General features: G+C 71.4%; 17 protein-coding genes. 16 read left to right on the forward strand and 1 reads right to left on the reverse strand.

Annotated elements, in window-relative coordinates; all coding sequences use genetic code 11:
* From rho to ETD96_RS00945, 7 genes are all read left to right on the forward strand, one after another.
* Nucleotides 1–1,788, forward strand: a 1,788-nt coding sequence (rho, locus tag ETD96_RS00915) for a transcription termination factor Rho (protein ID WP_138632448.1), incomplete at its 5' end; no start/stop codon positions are given.
* Nucleotides 1,789–2,027: 239 nt separating this feature from the next.
* Complete coding sequence (locus ETD96_RS00920; protein ID WP_240807054.1) at nt 2,028–3,407, forward strand: sensor histidine kinase; 1,380 nt, start codon at nt 2,028–2,030, stop codon at nt 3,405–3,407.
* 77 nt (nt 3,408–3,484) lie between these two features.
* Nucleotides 3,485–4,138 (forward strand): response regulator transcription factor, encoded by a 654-nt coding sequence (locus ETD96_RS00925; protein WP_138632625.1) that lies wholly within the window; start codon nt 3,485–3,487, stop codon nt 4,136–4,138.
* 219 nt (nt 4,139–4,357) lie between these two features.
* Entirely contained in the window at nt 4,358–4,576 is a 219-nt protein-coding gene (gene rpmE / locus ETD96_RS00930) for a 50S ribosomal protein L31 (RefSeq protein ID WP_021598595.1), read from the forward strand.
* A 144-nt stretch (nt 4,577–4,720) separates the two neighbouring features.
* Nucleotides 4,721–5,785, forward strand: a complete 1,065-nt coding sequence (prfA, locus tag ETD96_RS00935) for a peptide chain release factor 1 (RefSeq protein ID WP_138632450.1) — start codon at nt 4,721–4,723, stop codon at nt 5,783–5,785.
* An 85-nt stretch (nt 5,786–5,870) separates the two neighbouring features.
* Nucleotides 5,871–6,731, forward strand: a complete 861-nt coding sequence (prmC, locus tag ETD96_RS00940) for a peptide chain release factor N(5)-glutamine methyltransferase (RefSeq protein WP_138632453.1) — start codon at nt 5,871–5,873, stop codon at nt 6,729–6,731.
* Nucleotides 6,732–6,845: 114 nt separating this feature from the next.
* The gene (locus ETD96_RS00945) at nt 6,846–7,676 is read left to right on the forward strand and encodes an L-threonylcarbamoyladenylate synthase (protein WP_420884728.1); all 831 of its coding nucleotides are present in this window, start codon (nt 6,846–6,848) and stop codon (nt 7,674–7,676) included.
* Nucleotides 7,677–8,227: 551 nt separating this feature from the next.
* Here ETD96_RS00945 and ETD96_RS00950 read toward each other — a convergent pair.
* Nucleotides 8,228–8,659, reverse strand: a complete 432-nt coding sequence (locus ETD96_RS00950) for a hypothetical protein (RefSeq protein WP_138632459.1) — start codon at nt 8,657–8,659, stop codon at nt 8,228–8,230.
* A 127-nt stretch (nt 8,660–8,786) separates the two neighbouring features.
* Between ETD96_RS00950 and ETD96_RS00955 the strand changes: the two genes are divergently transcribed.
* From ETD96_RS00955 to atpA, 9 genes are all read left to right on the forward strand, one after another.
* Nucleotides 8,787–9,779 carry a DUF2207 domain-containing protein gene (locus ETD96_RS00955; RefSeq protein WP_171068785.1) on the forward strand — a complete coding sequence of 331 codons (993 nt, stop codon included), beginning with the start codon at nt 8,787–8,789 and terminating at the stop codon, nt 9,777–9,779.
* 222 nt (nt 9,780–10,001) lie between these two features.
* Entirely contained in the window at nt 10,002–11,159 is a 1,158-nt protein-coding gene (locus tag ETD96_RS00960; protein ID WP_138632465.1) for an MraY family glycosyltransferase, read from the forward strand.
* Nucleotides 11,160–11,404: 245 nt separating this feature from the next.
* Nucleotides 11,405–11,821 (forward strand): Cg1360 family ATP-synthase-associated protein, encoded by a 417-nt coding sequence (locus ETD96_RS00965; protein ID WP_138632468.1) that lies wholly within the window; start codon nt 11,405–11,407, stop codon nt 11,819–11,821.
* A gap of 84 nt (nt 11,822–11,905) precedes the next feature.
* Nucleotides 11,906–12,130 (forward strand): AtpZ/AtpI family protein, encoded by a 225-nt coding sequence (locus tag ETD96_RS00970; protein ID WP_138632471.1) that lies wholly within the window; start codon nt 11,906–11,908, stop codon nt 12,128–12,130.
* Between the two features lie 70 nt (nt 12,131–12,200).
* Nucleotides 12,201–12,995, forward strand: coding sequence for a F0F1 ATP synthase subunit A (gene atpB, locus ETD96_RS00975; protein ID WP_138632474.1), 795 nt, complete (start codon nt 12,201–12,203; stop codon nt 12,993–12,995).
* A gap of 100 nt (nt 12,996–13,095) precedes the next feature.
* Nucleotides 13,096–13,332: an ATP synthase F0 subunit C gene (atpE, locus tag ETD96_RS00980; RefSeq protein WP_089330861.1), complete on the forward strand. Its 237-nt coding sequence runs from the start codon at nt 13,096–13,098 to the stop codon at nt 13,330–13,332.
* 32 nt (nt 13,333–13,364) lie between these two features.
* On the forward strand, nt 13,365–13,922 hold the full coding sequence (locus ETD96_RS00985) for a F0F1 ATP synthase subunit B (RefSeq protein WP_171068786.1): 558 nt from the start codon (nt 13,365–13,367) through the stop codon (nt 13,920–13,922).
* Nucleotides 13,919–14,740, forward strand: a complete 822-nt coding sequence (locus ETD96_RS00990; protein ID WP_138632477.1) for a F0F1 ATP synthase subunit delta — start codon at nt 13,919–13,921, stop codon at nt 14,738–14,740. Before ETD96_RS00985 ends, ETD96_RS00990 begins: the two co-directional genes overlap by 4 nt.
* 68 nt (nt 14,741–14,808) lie before the next feature.
* On the forward strand, nt 14,809–16,443 hold the full coding sequence (gene atpA, locus ETD96_RS00995) for a F0F1 ATP synthase subunit alpha (protein ID WP_138632480.1): 1,635 nt from the start codon (nt 14,809–14,811) through the stop codon (nt 16,441–16,443).
* Nucleotide 16,444 lies beyond the last annotated feature (1 nt).

Consider the following 16,444-nt stretch of genomic DNA (forward strand, 5'->3'; position numbering starts at 1 on the left):
CGGCGGACCCGCACCGCGGCCGCCAAGCGCGAGGTCTCCGACGACCAGGTCACGATCTCCGACGCCGCGCCCGCGACCGAGCAGGCCCCGTCCGGCAAGCAGACCGAGAAGGCGGCCGACAAGGCCGCCGAGAAGCAGTCCGGCAAGCCGGCCGACCAGCCGGGCGACGCCGCCGACAAGGGCGCCGACAAGCCGGAGAAGGCCGAGCGGGCGGACCGGCAGGGCGGCCGCCAGCGCGGTGAGCGGCAGGACCGGGGGGCCGGCGAGGGACGCGGCGAGCGGCAGCACCGCGAGCAGGGCCGCGACCAGAGCGCCGAGGACGGCGAGTCCCAGGGCGGCGGCCGCGACGGCGGGCGCGACCAGGGCCGCGACGGCCGCGAGGGCGGCGGACGCCAGCGGCAGCGCGGCGGCCGGGAGCGCGGCGAGGGCCGCGACCGGGGCGAGCGCGGCGAGCGCGGTGACCGTGGTGACCGCGGCGAGCGGGGCGACCGCGGCGACCAGGGCGGCGGCCGGCAGCGCGGCGGCCAGAACCAGGGCGGCGGCCAGCACGACGATGACGACGGCAGCGGCCGGGGCCGGCGCGGGCGCCGGTTCCGCGAGCGCAACCGCGGCCGCGGCCGCGAGCGCTACGAGGAGCCGGTGATCACCGAGGACGACGTCCTCATCCCGGTCGCGGGCATCCTCGACATCCTCGACAACTACGCCTTCGTCCGGACGACCGGCTACCTGCCCGGCCCGAACGACGTGTACGTGTCGCTGGCGCAGGTCCGCAAGAACGGCCTCCGCAAGGGCGACGTCATCACCGGCGCCGTCCGGCAGGCGCGCGAGGGCGAGCGGCGCGAGAAGTTCAACGCGCTGGTCCGCCTCGACACCGTCAACGGGATGGAGCCGGAGCAGGCCAAGGGCCGCGTCGACTTCACCAAGCTGACCCCGCTGTACCCGCAGGAGCGGCTGCGGCTGGAGTCCGACCCCGGCATCCTGACCACGCGGATCATCGACCTGGTGTCGCCGATCGGCAAGGGCCAGCGCGGGCTGATCGTGTCGCCGCCGAAGGCCGGCAAGACCATGGTGCTCCAGGCGATCGCGAACGCGATCACCAAGAACAACCCGGAGTGCCACCTGATGGTCGTCCTGGTGGACGAGCGTCCGGAAGAGGTCACCGACATGCAGCGGACGGTGAAGGGCGAGGTCATCCACTCGACCTTCGACCGTCCCGCCGAGGACCACACCACGGTCGCGGAGCTGGCGATCGAGCGCGCCAAGCGGCTCGTCGAGCTCGGCCACGACGTCGTCGTGCTGCTCGACTCGATCACCCGCCTCGGCCGGGCCTACAACCTGGCGGCGCCGGCGTCCGGCCGGATCCTGTCCGGTGGTGTCGACTCGACCGCGCTCTACCCGCCGAAGCGGTTCTTCGGCGCGGCGCGCAACATCGAGAACGGCGGCTCGCTGACGATCCTCGCGACCGCGCTGGTGGAGACCGGGTCCCGCATGGACGAGGTCATCTTCGAGGAGTTCAAGGGCACCGGCAACATGGAGCTGAAGCTCAACCGGAGCCTGGCCGACAAGCGGATCTTCCCGGCGGTGGACGTCGACCAGTCGTCCACCCGCAAGGAGGAGATCCTCATGGCTCCGGAGGAGCTGCGGGTCGTCTGGCAGCTGCGCCGGGTGCTGCACGCGCTCGACACGCAGCAGGCGCTGGAGCTCCTCATCGAGAAGATGAAGGAGACCAAGTCCAACGCCGAGTTCCTGCTCCAGGTGCAGAAGACCACGGTCTCCGACGACCGCTGATCGCGCGCGCCGGGCGCCACCGCTGTTCGCGCCGGGCGCGGCCCGGATCCGGGTCTGAGCATGCGTGGAACGCCCCCGTCCGGGTCACCGGGCGGGGGCGTTCCACGTCCGTCCGCGACGCGGGCACGGCGGCGTGGTGGGGTTAGCCCCACCCCCCATCCGCCGGTCCACGTCATGGTCGCGGCGGCCCCGCCCCGGCACGCTGGGATCGTAGGTTGGGAACGGGCACGGAGGACGATGTGGGCGAGCTGAGCAGAGACCCCGGCGGCGGCGCCGTCGGATGGGCCGCGACACGGTGGGCCGCGGCGACGCGCGGCGGCGGGGACGCCCCGTCCGTCCTGAACGGCTCCTGGGCGCCGCTCGCGATGGCGCGGTCGTCGGTGACCTGGCGCTCCGCGCTCTACCTGGGCGTCAGCATGGCGTTCGGGCTCGCCTGGTTCGTCACGCTCGCCGTCGGGCTGGCGCTGTCCCTCGGACTGCTGATCATCTGGGTCGGGGTGCCGCTGCTGGCGCTGCTGATGGTCGCGTGGCGGTTCGGCGCGATGCTGGAGCGTCGGCTCGTCCGGGCGGCGTTCGGCGTCCGCGTCCCGGACCCGTACCGGCGGCCGCCCGAGAGCCGCAACCCGCTCGCCCGCCTCAAGGGCATGGCGGCGGACCCGTCCACCTGGAAGGACCTCCTCTACCTCGGCCTCCTGTTCCCGGTCACGCTGGTGGAGCTCGTCGTGTCCGCGGCGGTCTGGGGCGCGACGGCGACGACGCTGGGCCTGCCGCTGATCGTGGCGGTGGACGACGGCGCCGAGATCAACCTCGGGTTCGTCTCGTACTGGGCGGGCAACCCGCTGGAGGCCCTCCCGGTGATGGTCGTCGGGCTGGTGTTCCTCACGCTGGCGATGTACGTGACGCGGGCGCTCGCGATCGGCCACACGGTGTTCGCCGCGCTGCTGCTCGGCCCGAGCCCCGCGCAGGCCGAGAACGTGGAGCTGCGCAGGCGCACCGAGCACCTGCAGGCCAGCCGCGCCCGCGGGGTGGACGCCGCCGAGTTCGAGCGGCGCCGCATCGAGCGCGACCTGCACGACGGCGCGCAGCAGCGGCTGCTGGCCGTCGCGATGGACATCGGCCGCGCCCGCGCCAAGCTCGACGACGACCCGGAGGGCGCGCGGGCGCTGATCGAGCAGGCGCACGCCGGCACCAAGGAGGCCATCACCGAGCTGCGCGACCTGGCCCGCGGCATCTACCCGGCGATCCTCACCGACCGCGGCCTGGACCCGGCGCTGTCGGGCCTCGCGGGCCGCGCCCCGGTGCCCGTCCAGGTGAGCGTCGACCTGCCGGAGCGCCCGCCGGCGGCGGTCGAGAGCATCGCCTACTTCATCGTCGCCGAGTCGCTGGCGAACGTCGCGAAGTACGCCCGCGCGACGCAGGTGTCGGTCCGGGTCGCCCGCGAGGACCGCTGGGTGGTCGTCGAGGTGATCGACAACGGGGTGGGCGGCGCGACCGCCCGGCGCGGCGGCGGCCTCGCCGGGCTCGCGGACCGGGCCGCGACGATCGACGGGATGCTCATCGTGGACAGCCCGCCCGGCGGCCCCACGATCATCCGCGCGGACCTCCCCTGCACCTGGTGACGGCCGCCCCGGCGACCGCCGGCTCCTGGCTCGGCCCGCGCATCGGCGGGCCGGGCCGCGGGCACGATAATGGGGCGATGCGGGTAGTGATCGCCGAGGACTCGGTGCTGTTGCGGGAAGGGCTCGTCCGGCTGCTCGGCGACGCCGGGATCGAGACGGCGGCGACCGTCGGGGACGGGCCGGGCCTGCTCGGCATCGTCGAGGAGCACGCCCCCGATCTCGCCATCGTGGACGTCCGGATGCCGCCGTCGTTCACCGACGAGGGGCTGCGCGCGGCGCTCGCCGTGCGGGAGCGGCGGCCGGGCACGCCGATCCTCGTCCTGTCGCAGTACGTGGAGGAGCGGTACGCGACGGACCTGATCGGCGGCGGCGCCGAGGGCGTCGGCTACCTGCTGAAGGAGCGGGTCGCGGACGTCGCCGAGTTCATCGACGCGGTGCGCCGCATCGCGGCCGGCGGGACGGTGATCGACCCGGAGGTGATCGGCCAGCTGCTCGGCCGGCGCCGCAACGACGACCCGCTGGAGTCGCTGACGCCGCGCGAGCGGGAGGTGCTCGGGCTGATGGCGCAGGGGCGCTCCAACGGGGCGATCGCCGCCGACCTCGTCGTCACCGAGGGCGCCGTGGAGAAGCACATCTCGAACATCTTCATGAAGCTGGGCCTGCAGCCCGCGCAGGGCGGCCACCGCAGGGTGATGGCGGTCCTGGCCTATCTGGGACGCGCCGCTGGGTGACCCGGGCCGTGCCGCCGGGGTGACGGGACGGCGCCGCGGGGTGACCGGGCGGCGTTGCCCGTCCAAGATCGGGAATGCCCGGTGACCTCGCCACGTTCGGTTATCTGGCACACTTGAGGTGCAACCGCTGCGGTACCGGTTCACGCCCCTCACATCTCCCATGGCCCGGCCATGCGAGCATGACGGGCGCCCGGCGACCGCCCGAGGCGAGGAGAACCGATGAAGCCCGACATCCACCCGAACTACGTCGTCACGACCGTGACGTGTACGTGCGGCAACACCTTCGAGACCCGCAGCACCGCCGAGAACGGCGTGATCCACGCGGACGTCTGCTCGAACTGCCACCCGTTCTACACGGGCAAGCAGAAGATCCTCGACACCGGTGGCCGGGTGGCGCGCTTCGAGCAGCGCTTCGGCAAGAAGAAGGCCGGCAAGTAGGGCGAGCGCCGCACACATACCAGGAACGGCCCGGGGACACTCGCGGTCCCCGGGCCTTTCGAAGTCGGCAACCGGGGACGGCCGCCGTCTCCGGGCCGGGTCGGCCGCGGCGGCCGGGCCGGCCGGAACGGGTCAGGACACAGCGTGAATCTCGACGATCTGATCAGCGAATACGCGGGCATCGAGGAACGGCTCGCCGACCCGTCCGTCCATGCCGACCAGGCGCTGGCGCGCAAGCTCGGCAAGCGGTACGCGGAGCTGCGGCCGATCGTCGAGACCCGGCGCGAGCTGGCGGCCACGCAGGACGACCTGGCCACCGCCCGCGAACTCGCCGGTGAGGACCCGGCGTTCGCCGCCGAGGCCGACGACCTCGACAAGCGCCGCGAAGACCTGGAGGAGCGGCTGCGCAGGCTGCTCGTCCCGCGCGACCCGAGCGACTCCAAGGACGTCATCCTGCAGGTGAAGGCCGGGGAGGGCGGCGAGGAGTCCGCGCTGTTCGCCGGCGACCTGCTGCGCATGTACCTGCGGTACGCCGAGCGCATCGGCTGGAAGACCGAGATCATCGACTCGCACCCGTCCGACCTCGGCGGCTACAAGGACGTCACCGTCGCGGTGAAGGCCAAGGGCAACGCCGAAGAGGGCGTCTGGACGCGGCTGAAGTACGAGGGCGGTGTGCACCGCGTGCAGCGGGTGCCCGCGACCGAGTCGCAGGGCCGCATCCACACCAGCGCGGTCGGCGTCCTGGTGACCCCCGAGGCCGAGGACGTCGACGTCCAGATCGACCCGAACGACCTGCGCATCGACGTGTACCGGTCGTCCGGTCCGGGCGGGCAGAGCGTCAACACGACCGACTCCGCCGTCCGCATCACGCACCTGCCGACCGGCGTCGTCGTCTCCTGCCAGAACGAGAAGAGCCAGCTCCAGAACAAGGAGCAGGCGCTGCGCATCCTGCGGTCGCGGCTGCTGGCGATGGCGCAGGAGGAGGCCGACGCCGCGGCGGCGGCCGAGCGCAAGAGCCAGGTCCGCACCGTCGACCGCTCCGAGCGGGTGCGCACCTACAACTACCCCGAGAACCGGATCTCCGACCACCGCGTCGGCTACAAGGCCTACAACCTCGACCAGGTGCTGGACGGGGACCTCCACAACGTCACGCAGGCGCTGGTCGACGCCGACATGGAACGCCGGCTGGCCGAAGCCCAGAAATCATGAGCGCGGCGAACCGGGGGGTGCGGGGGGTCGTCCCCCCTCGGAGAACACGGGCGCGGGGGGTCGTCCCCCCTCGAAAGACGGAGTCATGAACCTGCTGCTCGACGAGATCGCCAGGGCCACCGCCCGCCTCGCCGACGCGGGCGCGGCCTCGCCCCGCGCCGACGCCGAGGAGCTCGCGGCGGCCGTGCACCAGGTGCGGCGCTCGGAGCTGCACGGCGTCCCCGACAGCGCGTTCGACGCCCGCTTCTGGGAGTTCGTCGCGCGCCGCGAGGCCGGGGAGCCGCTGCAGCACATCACCGGCCGCGCCTACTTCCGCTACCTGGAGCTGAAGGTCGGGCCGGGGGTGTTCGTCCCGCGCCCGGAGACCGAGGTGATGGTCGGCTGGGCGCTGGAGACGCTCCGCGACATGGACGTCCGCGACCCCCTCGTCGTCGACCTCGGCACCGGCTCGGCCGCGATCGCGCTGTCGATCGCGCTGGAGGCGCCTCGCGCGCGCGTGCACGCGGTGGAGAAGGACCCGACCGCGTTCGTGCACGCCACCCGCAACATCGAGGAGCTGGACGAGCGGGGCCGCGTCCGGCTCCACCTGGACGACTTCGCCACGGCGCTGCCCGAGCTGGACGGCACCGTCGACCTGGTCGTCAGCAACCCCCCGTACATCCCGATGAGCGAGTGGGAGTACGTCCCGCCGGACGTCCGCGACCACGACCCGGCGGACGCGCTGTGGGGCGGCGGCGACGACGGCCTGGACGCGATCCGGGTGGTCGAGCGCACCGCCCGGCGGCTGCTGCGGCCCGGCGGCTACGTCGCGGTCGAGCACAGCGACCTGCAGGGCAACGCGGTCTACTGGGTGTTCGCCGAGGAGAACGGCTGGCGGGACGTCCGCAACCGCCGCGACCTCACCAACCGGGACCGCTTCGTCACCGCCCGCCTCGCGACCGACTAGGCCGCGGCTCGCGGGCGTGAGCCCCCGCTATCCTGGGCGGTGCCAATCCGATGAGCGCCGCGCGAGATGGGAAGACGGGCGATCGTGAGCCGACGTTATGACTGCTCAGAGCCGATGGAGCGCACGCGCGGGATCGCCGAGGCCGTGTCGGCCGTCCGGCGCGGCGAGCTGATCGTCCTGCCGACCGACACCGTGTACGGGGTGGGCGCGGACGCGTTCGTGGCGCCCGCGGTGACCAAGCTGCTGGAGGCGAAGGGCCGCGGCCGGGAGATGCCCCCGCCCGTCCTGGTCGGCTCGGTGCGGGCCGCGACCGCCCTGGTGGACGACCTCGGCGTCTACGGGCAGGACCTCATCGACGAGTTCTGGCCGGGCGCGCTGACGCTGGTGTGCCGCGCGAACCCGAACCTCATGTGGGACCTCGGCGAGACCAAGGGCACCGTCGCCGTCCGGATGCCGATGCACGAGCTGGCGGTGGAGCTGCTGAAGGAGACCGGCCCGCTGGCCGTCAGCAGCGCGAACCTGAGCGGCCAGCCCGCGGCCCGCAACATCGACGAGGCCGAGAAGATGCTCGGCGACTCCATCTCGGTCTACCTGGACGGCGGCGTGTCGGGGCATGCCGACCCGTCCACGATCCTCGACCTGACCGGCCCCGTCCCGCGCCTGCTGCGCGCCGGCGCCGTGCCCGTCGACAAGATTCGCGCCGTGGTCGGCGTCCTCCTCACCGACGACGACGAGCCCGAGCAGGACGGGGCGGACGAGTCCGTAACGGCCGCCTCCGAGCCCGAGCAGGCCAAGCTCTCCCTCACCAAGGAGAAGGCCCCCGAGGCGCATGACGAGCCCGCTGAGGCCCCTGCGGACACCGCTGAGGCCCCCGCCGCCCAGGCCGAGCCCGCCGCCAAGCCGCCCCTGACGAAGAACGACCCGGACACCGCCAAGAACGACTGACCTCGGACGGCCGACCCCCGGCCCTGCCGTGCGCCTCTTCGCAAGCTCCGTGGCCGAAAACGGCCGCCCTACTGGTCACCGGGCACGCCTGTGCCAGGCGTCCAGCGGACGAGCGTGGACGCAAGGAGCGATGTGACACGCAGAGCACCGGGGGACGGAGAGCCGTCCTAACGGGCTCTGGGGCACGGTTTGAAGAAGCCTCCGAAGGCGGTCTGAAAGAAGTCCGGGAGTTGCGCGCGCTTTGCGTTGAGGCGCGAAGAGAACAACGATTCCCCGGCTTGATCCACGCCCCGCGACGGGCTAATGAAACTAGTGGAGATATCCGCCGCCGCTAGGCGAACGCTGCGCTCGCTGCGTCGGCCGGTGGCCCGCTTCACCAGCCAGGACGCGCTGACGGGCACCGCGTCCGGCCGATTCTTGATCGTCGGCTGCGGCCCGTCCGACCCGGGACGGCGCGCAGCCCCGTGAATCCGCGCTTTGCAAAGTCCCGGGAAAGCGCAAAGGCCCCGCCGGGCCGGGCGGGGCCTGTGTCGTCAGGCCGAGTCAACGGCTCAGAAGAGCTTCTTGCCCTTGCCGTAGTAGTACTTGCCGGTCTTCTTGTTCCGGCCGCACTCCTGCACCCACAGGTGGCTGCTGTAGCTGGAGCTGACGCTGATCTTGACGGTCGCCTTGCCGTCGTAGTTGTACTTCGCGCCGCTGGACGTCACGCCGATGATCTTGAAGCGCGACCAGTACTTCTTGTTGCCCTCGGTGAACAGGAACCGCACGCAGGCGGTCCAGCCGTTCTTCTTGGTGTCGCGGAGGTAGCCCTTGACGTAGGTCTTGCCGCCGCTCCGGGTGTAGGTGCCCCAGGCGTCGATGTTGCTGTAGGAGTTGATTGGCTTCCAGCTCGTGGCGGCGGCCGCCTCGGCGGGGGCGCCCACGGCGGCCATGCCGGCCATCAGGGTGCCGGCGGTCAGGGCTACTGCAGCGATGCGCCGCATAGGTCCCTCCAGGCTCAGTTCGGGGGGTTAGCGAGCGATAACTTAGCAGTGACCGGACGCTCCCCTCCCGGTACGCCCTCGCCGATGCACCGACACGATCATGACCGCCCGTGGAACCATGCCTGACGTGCGTGGCCGTGTCCGGGGGCGCGTGATCTTCGCGGGGCTCCTGCTGCCGATCATCGTGCTGATGCTGCCCGCTCCCGCCGGCGCCGCGCGGGGGGCCGCCGCCGGGGAGCGCATCCCGACCTACGACGTGGTGCTGCGGATCGGCGCCGACGGCGTCCTGTACGTCCGGGAGACGATCACCTACGACTTCGACCGGAGCGAGCACGGGATCGTCCGGCATGTGCCGTTCCGCCGCGGCGACCGGGTCTTCGACGTGCGGAACGTGCGCATGAGCTCCTCGACCGGCGCGCCGTCCCGCGTCCGGATGACGCGGTTCCTGCGGGACGTGCGGATCAGCGTCGGGGACCGCAACCGCGAGGTCCGCGGGCGCCAGGCGTACGTGCTGGAGTACGAGGTCCGGTGGGCGTTCACCCCGCGCCCCGGCCACGACGAGCTGGAGTGGGACGCGATCGGGACGGACTGGGACGTCCCGATCGGGAACGCGGCGGTGCGCGTCGAGGCGCCGGTGCCGCTGCGGCGCGTGGGCTGCCGGGCGGGCGCGCCGGGCGCGTCGACCCGCTGCCTGCGCGACCGCGACGGGCCGTACGCCGTCGACTTCATCCAGAACGGGCTCGCCCCGCACGAGGGCATGCTGATCCGGGTCCGGCTGCCCAAGCACGCGATCGCCGTGCCGCCGCCGCGCAGCGTCCCGCCGCGCTGGGTCGGCGGCTGGCCCGGCACCGCCGTGCTCGCCCTGGCCCTCGGGGCGGTGGCGCTGCTCCCGCGCTTCCCGGCGCCGCGCCGGCGGGCCGGCGCGGCGCTGGTCGCGGCCGGGCTGCTGGCCGTCGCCGCCGACGCGGGGGAGGAGGTCGCGGGCCGCGGGTTGTGGGCGTTCTCGCTGGGGAACACCTGCCTCGGCGGGCTCGCGCTGATGATCATCGGAACCGGGATACTCTGCGCGCACCGCCTCCGCCCGATCCGGGGGGTGCGGGAGGCCGTTCGCCCGCGCTGACCCGCGCGGGCCGATCGGCAGCGGACGGCGGCCGGGTGGGTCTACAGTTGGTCGGTCGCGGCGCGAACACATCCGCCGGATCGTTCGTCTAACGGAGACGACGGGCCGTACGGGCCATGTGGACGCGCCCATGCGGACGGTTCATGTGGACGGGTCACGTGGATGGGGCGCGCCGGACGGGGTACCACGGCGGCGGCGATCGGTGAAGGGGGGCGCAGGCGAGTGCGGGAATACCTGCTCACGATCCTTGTCGCCGCCCTCGTCGCCTACCTGCTGACCCCGTCGGTGCGCAGGTTCGCCGTCTGGTTCGGGGCGCAGGCCGTCCCCCGCGACCGCGACGTGCACGTGATCCCGACGCCCCGGCTCGGCGGCCTGGCGATGTTCGGCGGCATGGTGTCGGCGCTGGTGGTGGCGACCGGGCTGCCGGAGATGCGCAAGGTCCTCTCGGACGGCGACATCAGCGTGGCGAAGGCGCTGCTGCTGTCGGGCGGGCTGATCGTGCTGATCGGCATCGCGGACGACCGGTGGGAGGTGGACGCGCTCACCAAGTTCGCCGGGCAGGTCGCGGCCGCCGGGATCTTCATCATGCAGGGCATCCAGATCTACGTGATCCCGCTGCCGACCGGCGAGTCGCTGTCGCTGCCGCCCGCCTACGGGGTGCCGCTGACCGTCTTCGTCGTGGTCGCCACGATCAACGCGGTGAACTTCATCGACGGCCTGGACGGCCTCGCCGCGGGCGTCGTCGGGATCGCCGCGCTGGCCCTGTTCTCCTACGCCTACCTGCTGTCGAAGTCCAACGGGCTGACCACGCTGACCGGCGCGACGCTCATCGCCGCGGTCCTGTTCGGGATGTGCGCGGGGTTCCTGCCGCACAACTTCAGCCCCGCCAAGATCTTCATGGGCGACACCGGCTCGATGCTGATCGGGCTGCTGCTCAGCGCGTCCACGATCATGCTGACCGGGCAGTTCGACCCGGCCGTCCTCGCCAACGGGCTGTTCCCGTTCTTCGTCCCGGTGCTGCTGATCCCGGCGGTGGCCGCGGTCCCGTTCATGGACATGCTGCTCGCGGTGCTGCGGCGCACCAGCCAGGGCCGGTCGCCGTTCTCCCCGGACAAGCAGCACCTGCACCACCGGCTGCTGCAGCTCGGCCACTCCACCCGCCGGGCCGTGCTGATCATGTACTTCTGGGTCGGGCTGCTGGCCTCCGGGCTGGTCGGGCTGGCGCTGTTCGACGCCGCGTGGATCACCCTCGGGGTGACGCTGCTGGTCGCGGTCGCCGGCGTCGTGCTGATGCTCCGCAAGCCGGGCCGCAAGAAGCCGGTCGCGGACGACGGGGGCGCCGGCGACCAGCCGGTCCGCCGCCCGCCGATGCGGGTCTGATCCCGGTCACGCCCCGCTCCCGGCCGGACGCGGCCGCAAGCGGTACACAGGCCCCGGCACGTCGTTGCCCGATGCGGTAAAAGCAGGCCCTGAGCTGGGCTAAAGTCCAGGTGCGAGCGTGACCGGCGGGGGCCTCCGCAGCCCCCCAATCGCATTACCTCTAGGGTAATTGTGGACAATCCGGACGCTTGTGATACCTTTCACGAACAAGAAACGACCACTGACCGTGACCAGCCGGAGCCCTCATGCAAACCTCCGACGCTCGGATGCTCCGCGGCGCAGCGATCCCGACATCGGTCGTCGGGGTGGCCGCCGTGCTGATCGGCCTGCTGGCCGCCGGCGCCAAGGGCGCCTTGGCGGCGGCACTGGCCTCCGTCGTGGTGATCGCCTTCTTCTCGATCAGCGCCCTGGTGGTCTCCTGGGCCGCCCGGTACTCCGCGCAGACGATGATGCTGGCCGCGCTGGCCAGCTACATGGTGAAGATCCTCGCGGTGATGGTGCTGGTCACGACGATGGACGGCGTCTCGATCTGGGACACCAAGGTGTTCGGCTGGACGGTCATCGGGCTCGCGCTGCTCTGGATCGCCGCCGAGTTCCGGGTCGTGCTGCAGCGGAGGCCCTACATTGACGAACCCGAGAACGTCCTGGACCGGAGTCCGTGATGCACGCCTCGCGGACGGTGCCGGGCCCCCGGGACTACTCCAATATGACCACCGCACGGGTGGCCTGCTATCGTCCGGAGCGCGATGAGCGAGCAGAAGCCCCGGCCGGAGGACGGCCAGCGGGAATTCGCCGACGTCGCCTGGTCCGTGCCCAGCTACCTTCTCTCCGGGATGATCATCTGGGGCGGCATCGGGTGGCTGCTGTCCGAATGGACGCACCAGACCTGGCTGATCCCCATCGGCCTGATCATCGGTGCCGGGCTCGCCATCTACCTGGTCTACCTGAAGTACGGCAGCCACTCCTCCTGAGCGGCCCCGCCGAGGAAGCCGCCGAGGAAGCCTTCGTGAAACATCACCACATTGATGAAGGGAACGCCGCGTGAACGCGCTGACGGTCCTCGCCACCGGGGGAGACGAGTTCAAAGCCCCGGGCCCGGAGCTGTTCGACTTCCCGCCCCTGTTCGCCGGCGGCCCGGAGTGGCTGACCAAGCCCGTCGTCTTCGCGGTCGTCGGCGCGCTGGTGGTCTGCGGCCTGTTCTGGACGGCGTTCGCCAAGCCGAAGCTCGTGCCGCGCGGCATGCAGAACATCGGTGAGATCGGCTACATGTTCGTGCGGGACGAGATCGCCCGCCCGTTCCTCGGCAAGAACACCGACCGGTGGATGCCGATGCTCATGTCGCTGTTCTTCCTGATCTGGTTCTGGAACATCTTCGCGGTCATCCCGATCATCCAGTTCCCGGTCGCGTCGCACATCGCGTTCCCGATCGTGCTGGCGGTGTTCGTCTACATCGTCAAGGTGTACCTGGGCTTCAAGCACCAGGGCCCGGTGAAGTACTTCACCAACATGATCCCCAAGGGCCTGCCGCTCCCGGTCTACTTCCTGCTGGTGCCGATCGAGTACCTCTCGACGTTCATCCTGGCGCCCTTCACCCACGCGGTCCGGCTCTTCGCCAACATGTTCGCCGGCCACACGATCCTGGCGTTCTTCAGCCTCGTCGGCTTCTGGTTCCTCTTCGAGAAGCCCACCGCGCTCGGCTTCGGCGTCGGCATCGTCGGCGTCATCGTCACGATCCTGCTCACCGCGCTGGAACTGCTGATTCAGTTCCTGCAGGCGTTCCTGTTCGCGATGCTCGCCGCGATGTACATCCAGAGCGGCCTCGAAGCGGACCACTAGACCCCCGGAGTCCGTGCGCTCCGGTGCCGGGCTCGTCCAGACACCCTCGTTAGCCCAGACCGGCGGAGCCTCCGCCGGCCGACAGAAAAGGAATGAACCCATGACGGGAGCCGTCCTCGCCGCAGTCGAAGGCAACGTCACCTCGATCGGCTACGGCCTCGCGGCCATCGGCCCGGGCATCGGCATCGGCATCATCTTCGGTCAGGGCGTGAACGCCATCGCCCGCCAGCCGGAGCTCACCGGCGTCATCCGCACCAACATGCTGCTGGGCTTCGTCCTCACCGAGGCGCTGGCCCTCATCGGTCTGGTCGCGCCCTTCATCTTCCAGGGCATCTGACCACGGGTTCCAACTGAGGAAGGGCTGCAGACATGATCACAGCAGCTTCCGTCCTAGCGGCGGAGGAGAACAACCCTCTCGTCCCGCACCCGTACGAGCTGGTCGTCGGCATCTTCTCGTTCCTCGTCGTCATGATCGTCCTGGGGCGCATCCTCGTTCCGCGTCTGCAGAAGACGCTGGAGGAGCGCACCCAGGCGATCGAGGGCGGCCTCGAGCGGGCAGAGCAGGCGCAGAAAGAGGCCCAGCAGGTCCTCGATCAGTACAAGTCCCAGCAGAAGGCGGCCGCGGTCGAGGCGTCCAACGAGCGGCGCAAGGCCGAGGAGCAGGGCGCGCAGATCATCGCCGAGGCCAAGGAGAAGGCCCAGGCGGAGGCTCGCAAGATCGTCGAGGACGCGAAGAAGCAGATCGAGGCCGAGCGGCAGCAGGCGCTGCAGTCGCTGCGCGCCGAGATCGGCGCCATGTCGGTCGACCTCGCCGGTCGCGTCGTGGGCGAGTCCCTTGAGGACAGCGCGCGGCAGAGCCGGGTCGTCGACCGGTTCCTCGAGGAGCTGGAGAGCCGCGCTCGCACGCAGGAGCAGATCACATCATGACCATCACGGGAGCGGTGAGCAGGGCGTCGCTCGCCGAGGCCAGGACCCGGCTGGAGGCCGTCATTCCCTCCGCCGACCTGGCCGGGCTGGGCGCCGACCTGTTCGCGGTGCTGCACCTGATCGACCGCGAGCACGGCCTGCGCCGGGCGGTGTCCGACCCGGCGCGGGACGGTGCCGACAAGGCGCAGCTCGTCCAGATCCTGCTGGAGGGCAAGGTGTCGCCGGCCGCTCTCGGGCTGGTCGCCGACGTCGTCCGGCTGCGCTGGTCCAAGCCGTCGGAGCTGGCGGACGCGGTGGAGACCCTCGCGGTCACCGCCGAGGCCGCCCGCGCCGAGGCCGACGGGCAGATCGACGACCTGGAGGACGAGCTGTTCCGGTTCTCCCGGGTCGTCGAGGGGGAGGTCGCGCTGCGCTCCGCCCTCGCCGGTCCGGGCCTGCCGGACGACCGCAAGCTCGGCCTGCTCAACGCGCTGCTGGACGGCAAGGTCACGCCGGCCACGCTGACGCTGGTCACCGAGCTCGTGCTGCGCCCGCGAGGACGTAGCCTGGAAGGCGGGCTCGCCGAGTTCGGCAAGCTCGTCGCCCAGCGCCGGCGGCGGCTGGTCGCGCTGGTGCGGACGCCGACCGAGTTGTCGGCGCGGCAGCGGACGCGGCTCGCCGAGGTGCTCGCCGCCGCGTACGGACACGAAGTACACCTGAACATCGAGCTCGACCCGAGCACGATCGGCGGACTGTCGATCGAGATCGGGGACGAGATCATCGACGGCACGATCGCCGGACGGCTGGACGACGTCCGCCGGAGGCTCGGCGCCGGCTGAGGCCGGTAGAGCTGGCTCCAACGCCGAGTGCCGGTAAAGCCGACCCTTAAGGGAGCAAGAGAGGAATCATGGCGGAGCTGACGATCCGTCCGGACGAGATCCGGAACGCGCTGGAGCGCTTCGTCCAGTCGTACGAGCCCGAGGCCGCCGCGCGCGAGGAGGTCGGCACCGTCGTCGATGCCGGCGACGGCATCGCCCACATCGAGGGCCTGCCCTCCGCGATGGCGAACGAACTCCTGGAGTTCGAGGACGGTACCCGTGGCCTGGCTCTGAACCTGGACGTGCGTGAGATCGGCGCCGTTGTCCTGGGTGACTTCAGCGGAATCGAGGAGGGCCAGAAGGTCCGGCGGACGGGCGAGGTCCTGTCGGCGCCGGTCGGCGACGCCTTCCTCGGTCGCGTCGTGGACGCGCTGGGCAACCCGCTGGACGGCCTCGGCCCGGTCGAGACGACCGAGCGCCGCGCGCTGGAGCTGCAGGCCCCCACGGTCGTGCAGCGGCAGTCGGTGAAGGAGCCGCTGCAGACCGGCATCAAGGCGATCGACGCGATGACGCCGATCGGCCGGGGCCAGCGGCAGCTGATCATCGGTGACCGGCAGACCGGCAAGACGACGGTCTGCGTGGACACCATCATCAACCAGAAGGAAGCCTGGGACACGGGCGACCCGAACAAGCAGGTGCGCTGCATCTACGTCGCGGTCGGCCAGAAGGGCTCCACGATCGCCAACGTCCGCCGCTCCCTGGAGGAGGCCGGCGCGCTGGAGTACACCACGATCGTGGCGGCTCCGGCGTCCGACCCGGCGGGCTACAAGTACATCGCCCCCTACACCGGGTCCGCGATCGGGCAGCACTGGATGTACCAGGGCAAGCACGTCCTGATCGTGTTCGACGACCTGTCGAAGCAGGCCGAGGCCTACCGCGCGGTGTCGCTGCTGCTGCGCCGCCCGCCGGGCCGCGAGGCCTACCCCGGTGACGTCTTCTACCTGCACTCGCGTCTGCTGGAGCGCTGCGCGAAGCTGTCGGACGACCTGGGCGGCGGCTCGATGACCGGCCTGCCGATCATCGAGACCAAGGGCAACGACGTGTCGGCGTACATCCCGACGAACGTCATCTCGATCACCGACGGGCAGTGCTTCCTGGAGACGGACCTGTTCAACCAGGGCGTCCGGCCGGCGATCAACGTCGGTATCTCGGTCTCCCGGGTCGGCGGCTCCGCGCAGATCAAGGCGATGCGCAAGGTCGCCGGCACGCTGCGCCTGGCGCTGTCGCAGTTCCGCGACCTGGAGGCGTTCGCCGCCTTCGCGTCCGACCTGGACGCGGCGTCCCGCGCCCAGCTGGAGCGCGGCGCCCGCCTGGTCGAGCTGCTGAAGCAGCCGCAGGGCGCGCCGTTCCCGGCCGAGCAGGAGGTCGTGTCCGTGTGGGCGGGCACCTCCGGCGAGCTGGACGACGTCCCGGTCGCCGACATCCGCCGCTTCGAGCGCGAGTTCCTCGACTACATCGAGCGCGAGGAGGGCGGCCTGCTGACCGCCATCCGCGAGACGGGGCAGCTCTCCGACGACGGCCTCACCAGCCTCAAGAACGCCATCACGGAGTTCAAGAAGGGCTTCCAGACCAGCGAGGGCGAGATGCTGGCCGAGGAGCCCGTGGAACCGATCGAGGCCGAGGACGTCGAGCAGGAGACCATCACCCGCGTCAAGAAGGACTGAC

It is taken from the genome of Actinomadura geliboluensis (assembly GCF_005889745.1).
GTDB lineage: Bacteria > Actinomycetota > Actinomycetes > Streptosporangiales > Streptosporangiaceae > Spirillospora > Spirillospora geliboluensis.

Coding starts and splice junctions, on each gene's coding strand:
- ETD96_RS00925 (WP_138632625.1), top strand. CDS start 3,485: ATGCGGGTAGTGATCGCCGAGGACTCGGTGCTGTTGCGGGAAGGGCTC.
- rpmE (WP_021598595.1), top strand. CDS start 4,358: ATGAAGCCCGACATCCACCCGAACTACGTCGTCACGACCGTGACGTGT.
- prmC (WP_138632453.1), top strand. CDS start 5,871: ATGAACCTGCTGCTCGACGAGATCGCCAGGGCCACCGCCCGCCTCGCC.
- ETD96_RS00945 (WP_420884728.1), top strand. CDS start 6,846: ATGGAGCGCACGCGCGGGATCGCCGAGGCCGTGTCGGCCGTCCGGCGC.
- ETD96_RS00950 (WP_138632459.1), bottom strand. CDS start 8,659: ATGCGGCGCATCGCTGCAGTAGCCCTGACCGCCGGCACCCTGATGGCC.
- ETD96_RS00965 (WP_138632468.1), top strand. CDS start 11,405: ATGCAAACCTCCGACGCTCGGATGCTCCGCGGCGCAGCGATCCCGACA.
- ETD96_RS00970 (WP_138632471.1), top strand. CDS start 11,906: ATGAGCGAGCAGAAGCCCCGGCCGGAGGACGGCCAGCGGGAATTCGCC.
- atpE (WP_089330861.1), top strand. CDS start 13,096: ATGACGGGAGCCGTCCTCGCCGCAGTCGAAGGCAACGTCACCTCGATC.
- ETD96_RS00985 (WP_171068786.1), top strand. CDS start 13,365: ATGATCACAGCAGCTTCCGTCCTAGCGGCGGAGGAGAACAACCCTCTC.
- ETD96_RS00990 (WP_138632477.1), top strand. CDS start 13,919: ATGACCATCACGGGAGCGGTGAGCAGGGCGTCGCTCGCCGAGGCCAGG.
- atpA (WP_138632480.1), top strand. CDS start 14,809: ATGGCGGAGCTGACGATCCGTCCGGACGAGATCCGGAACGCGCTGGAG.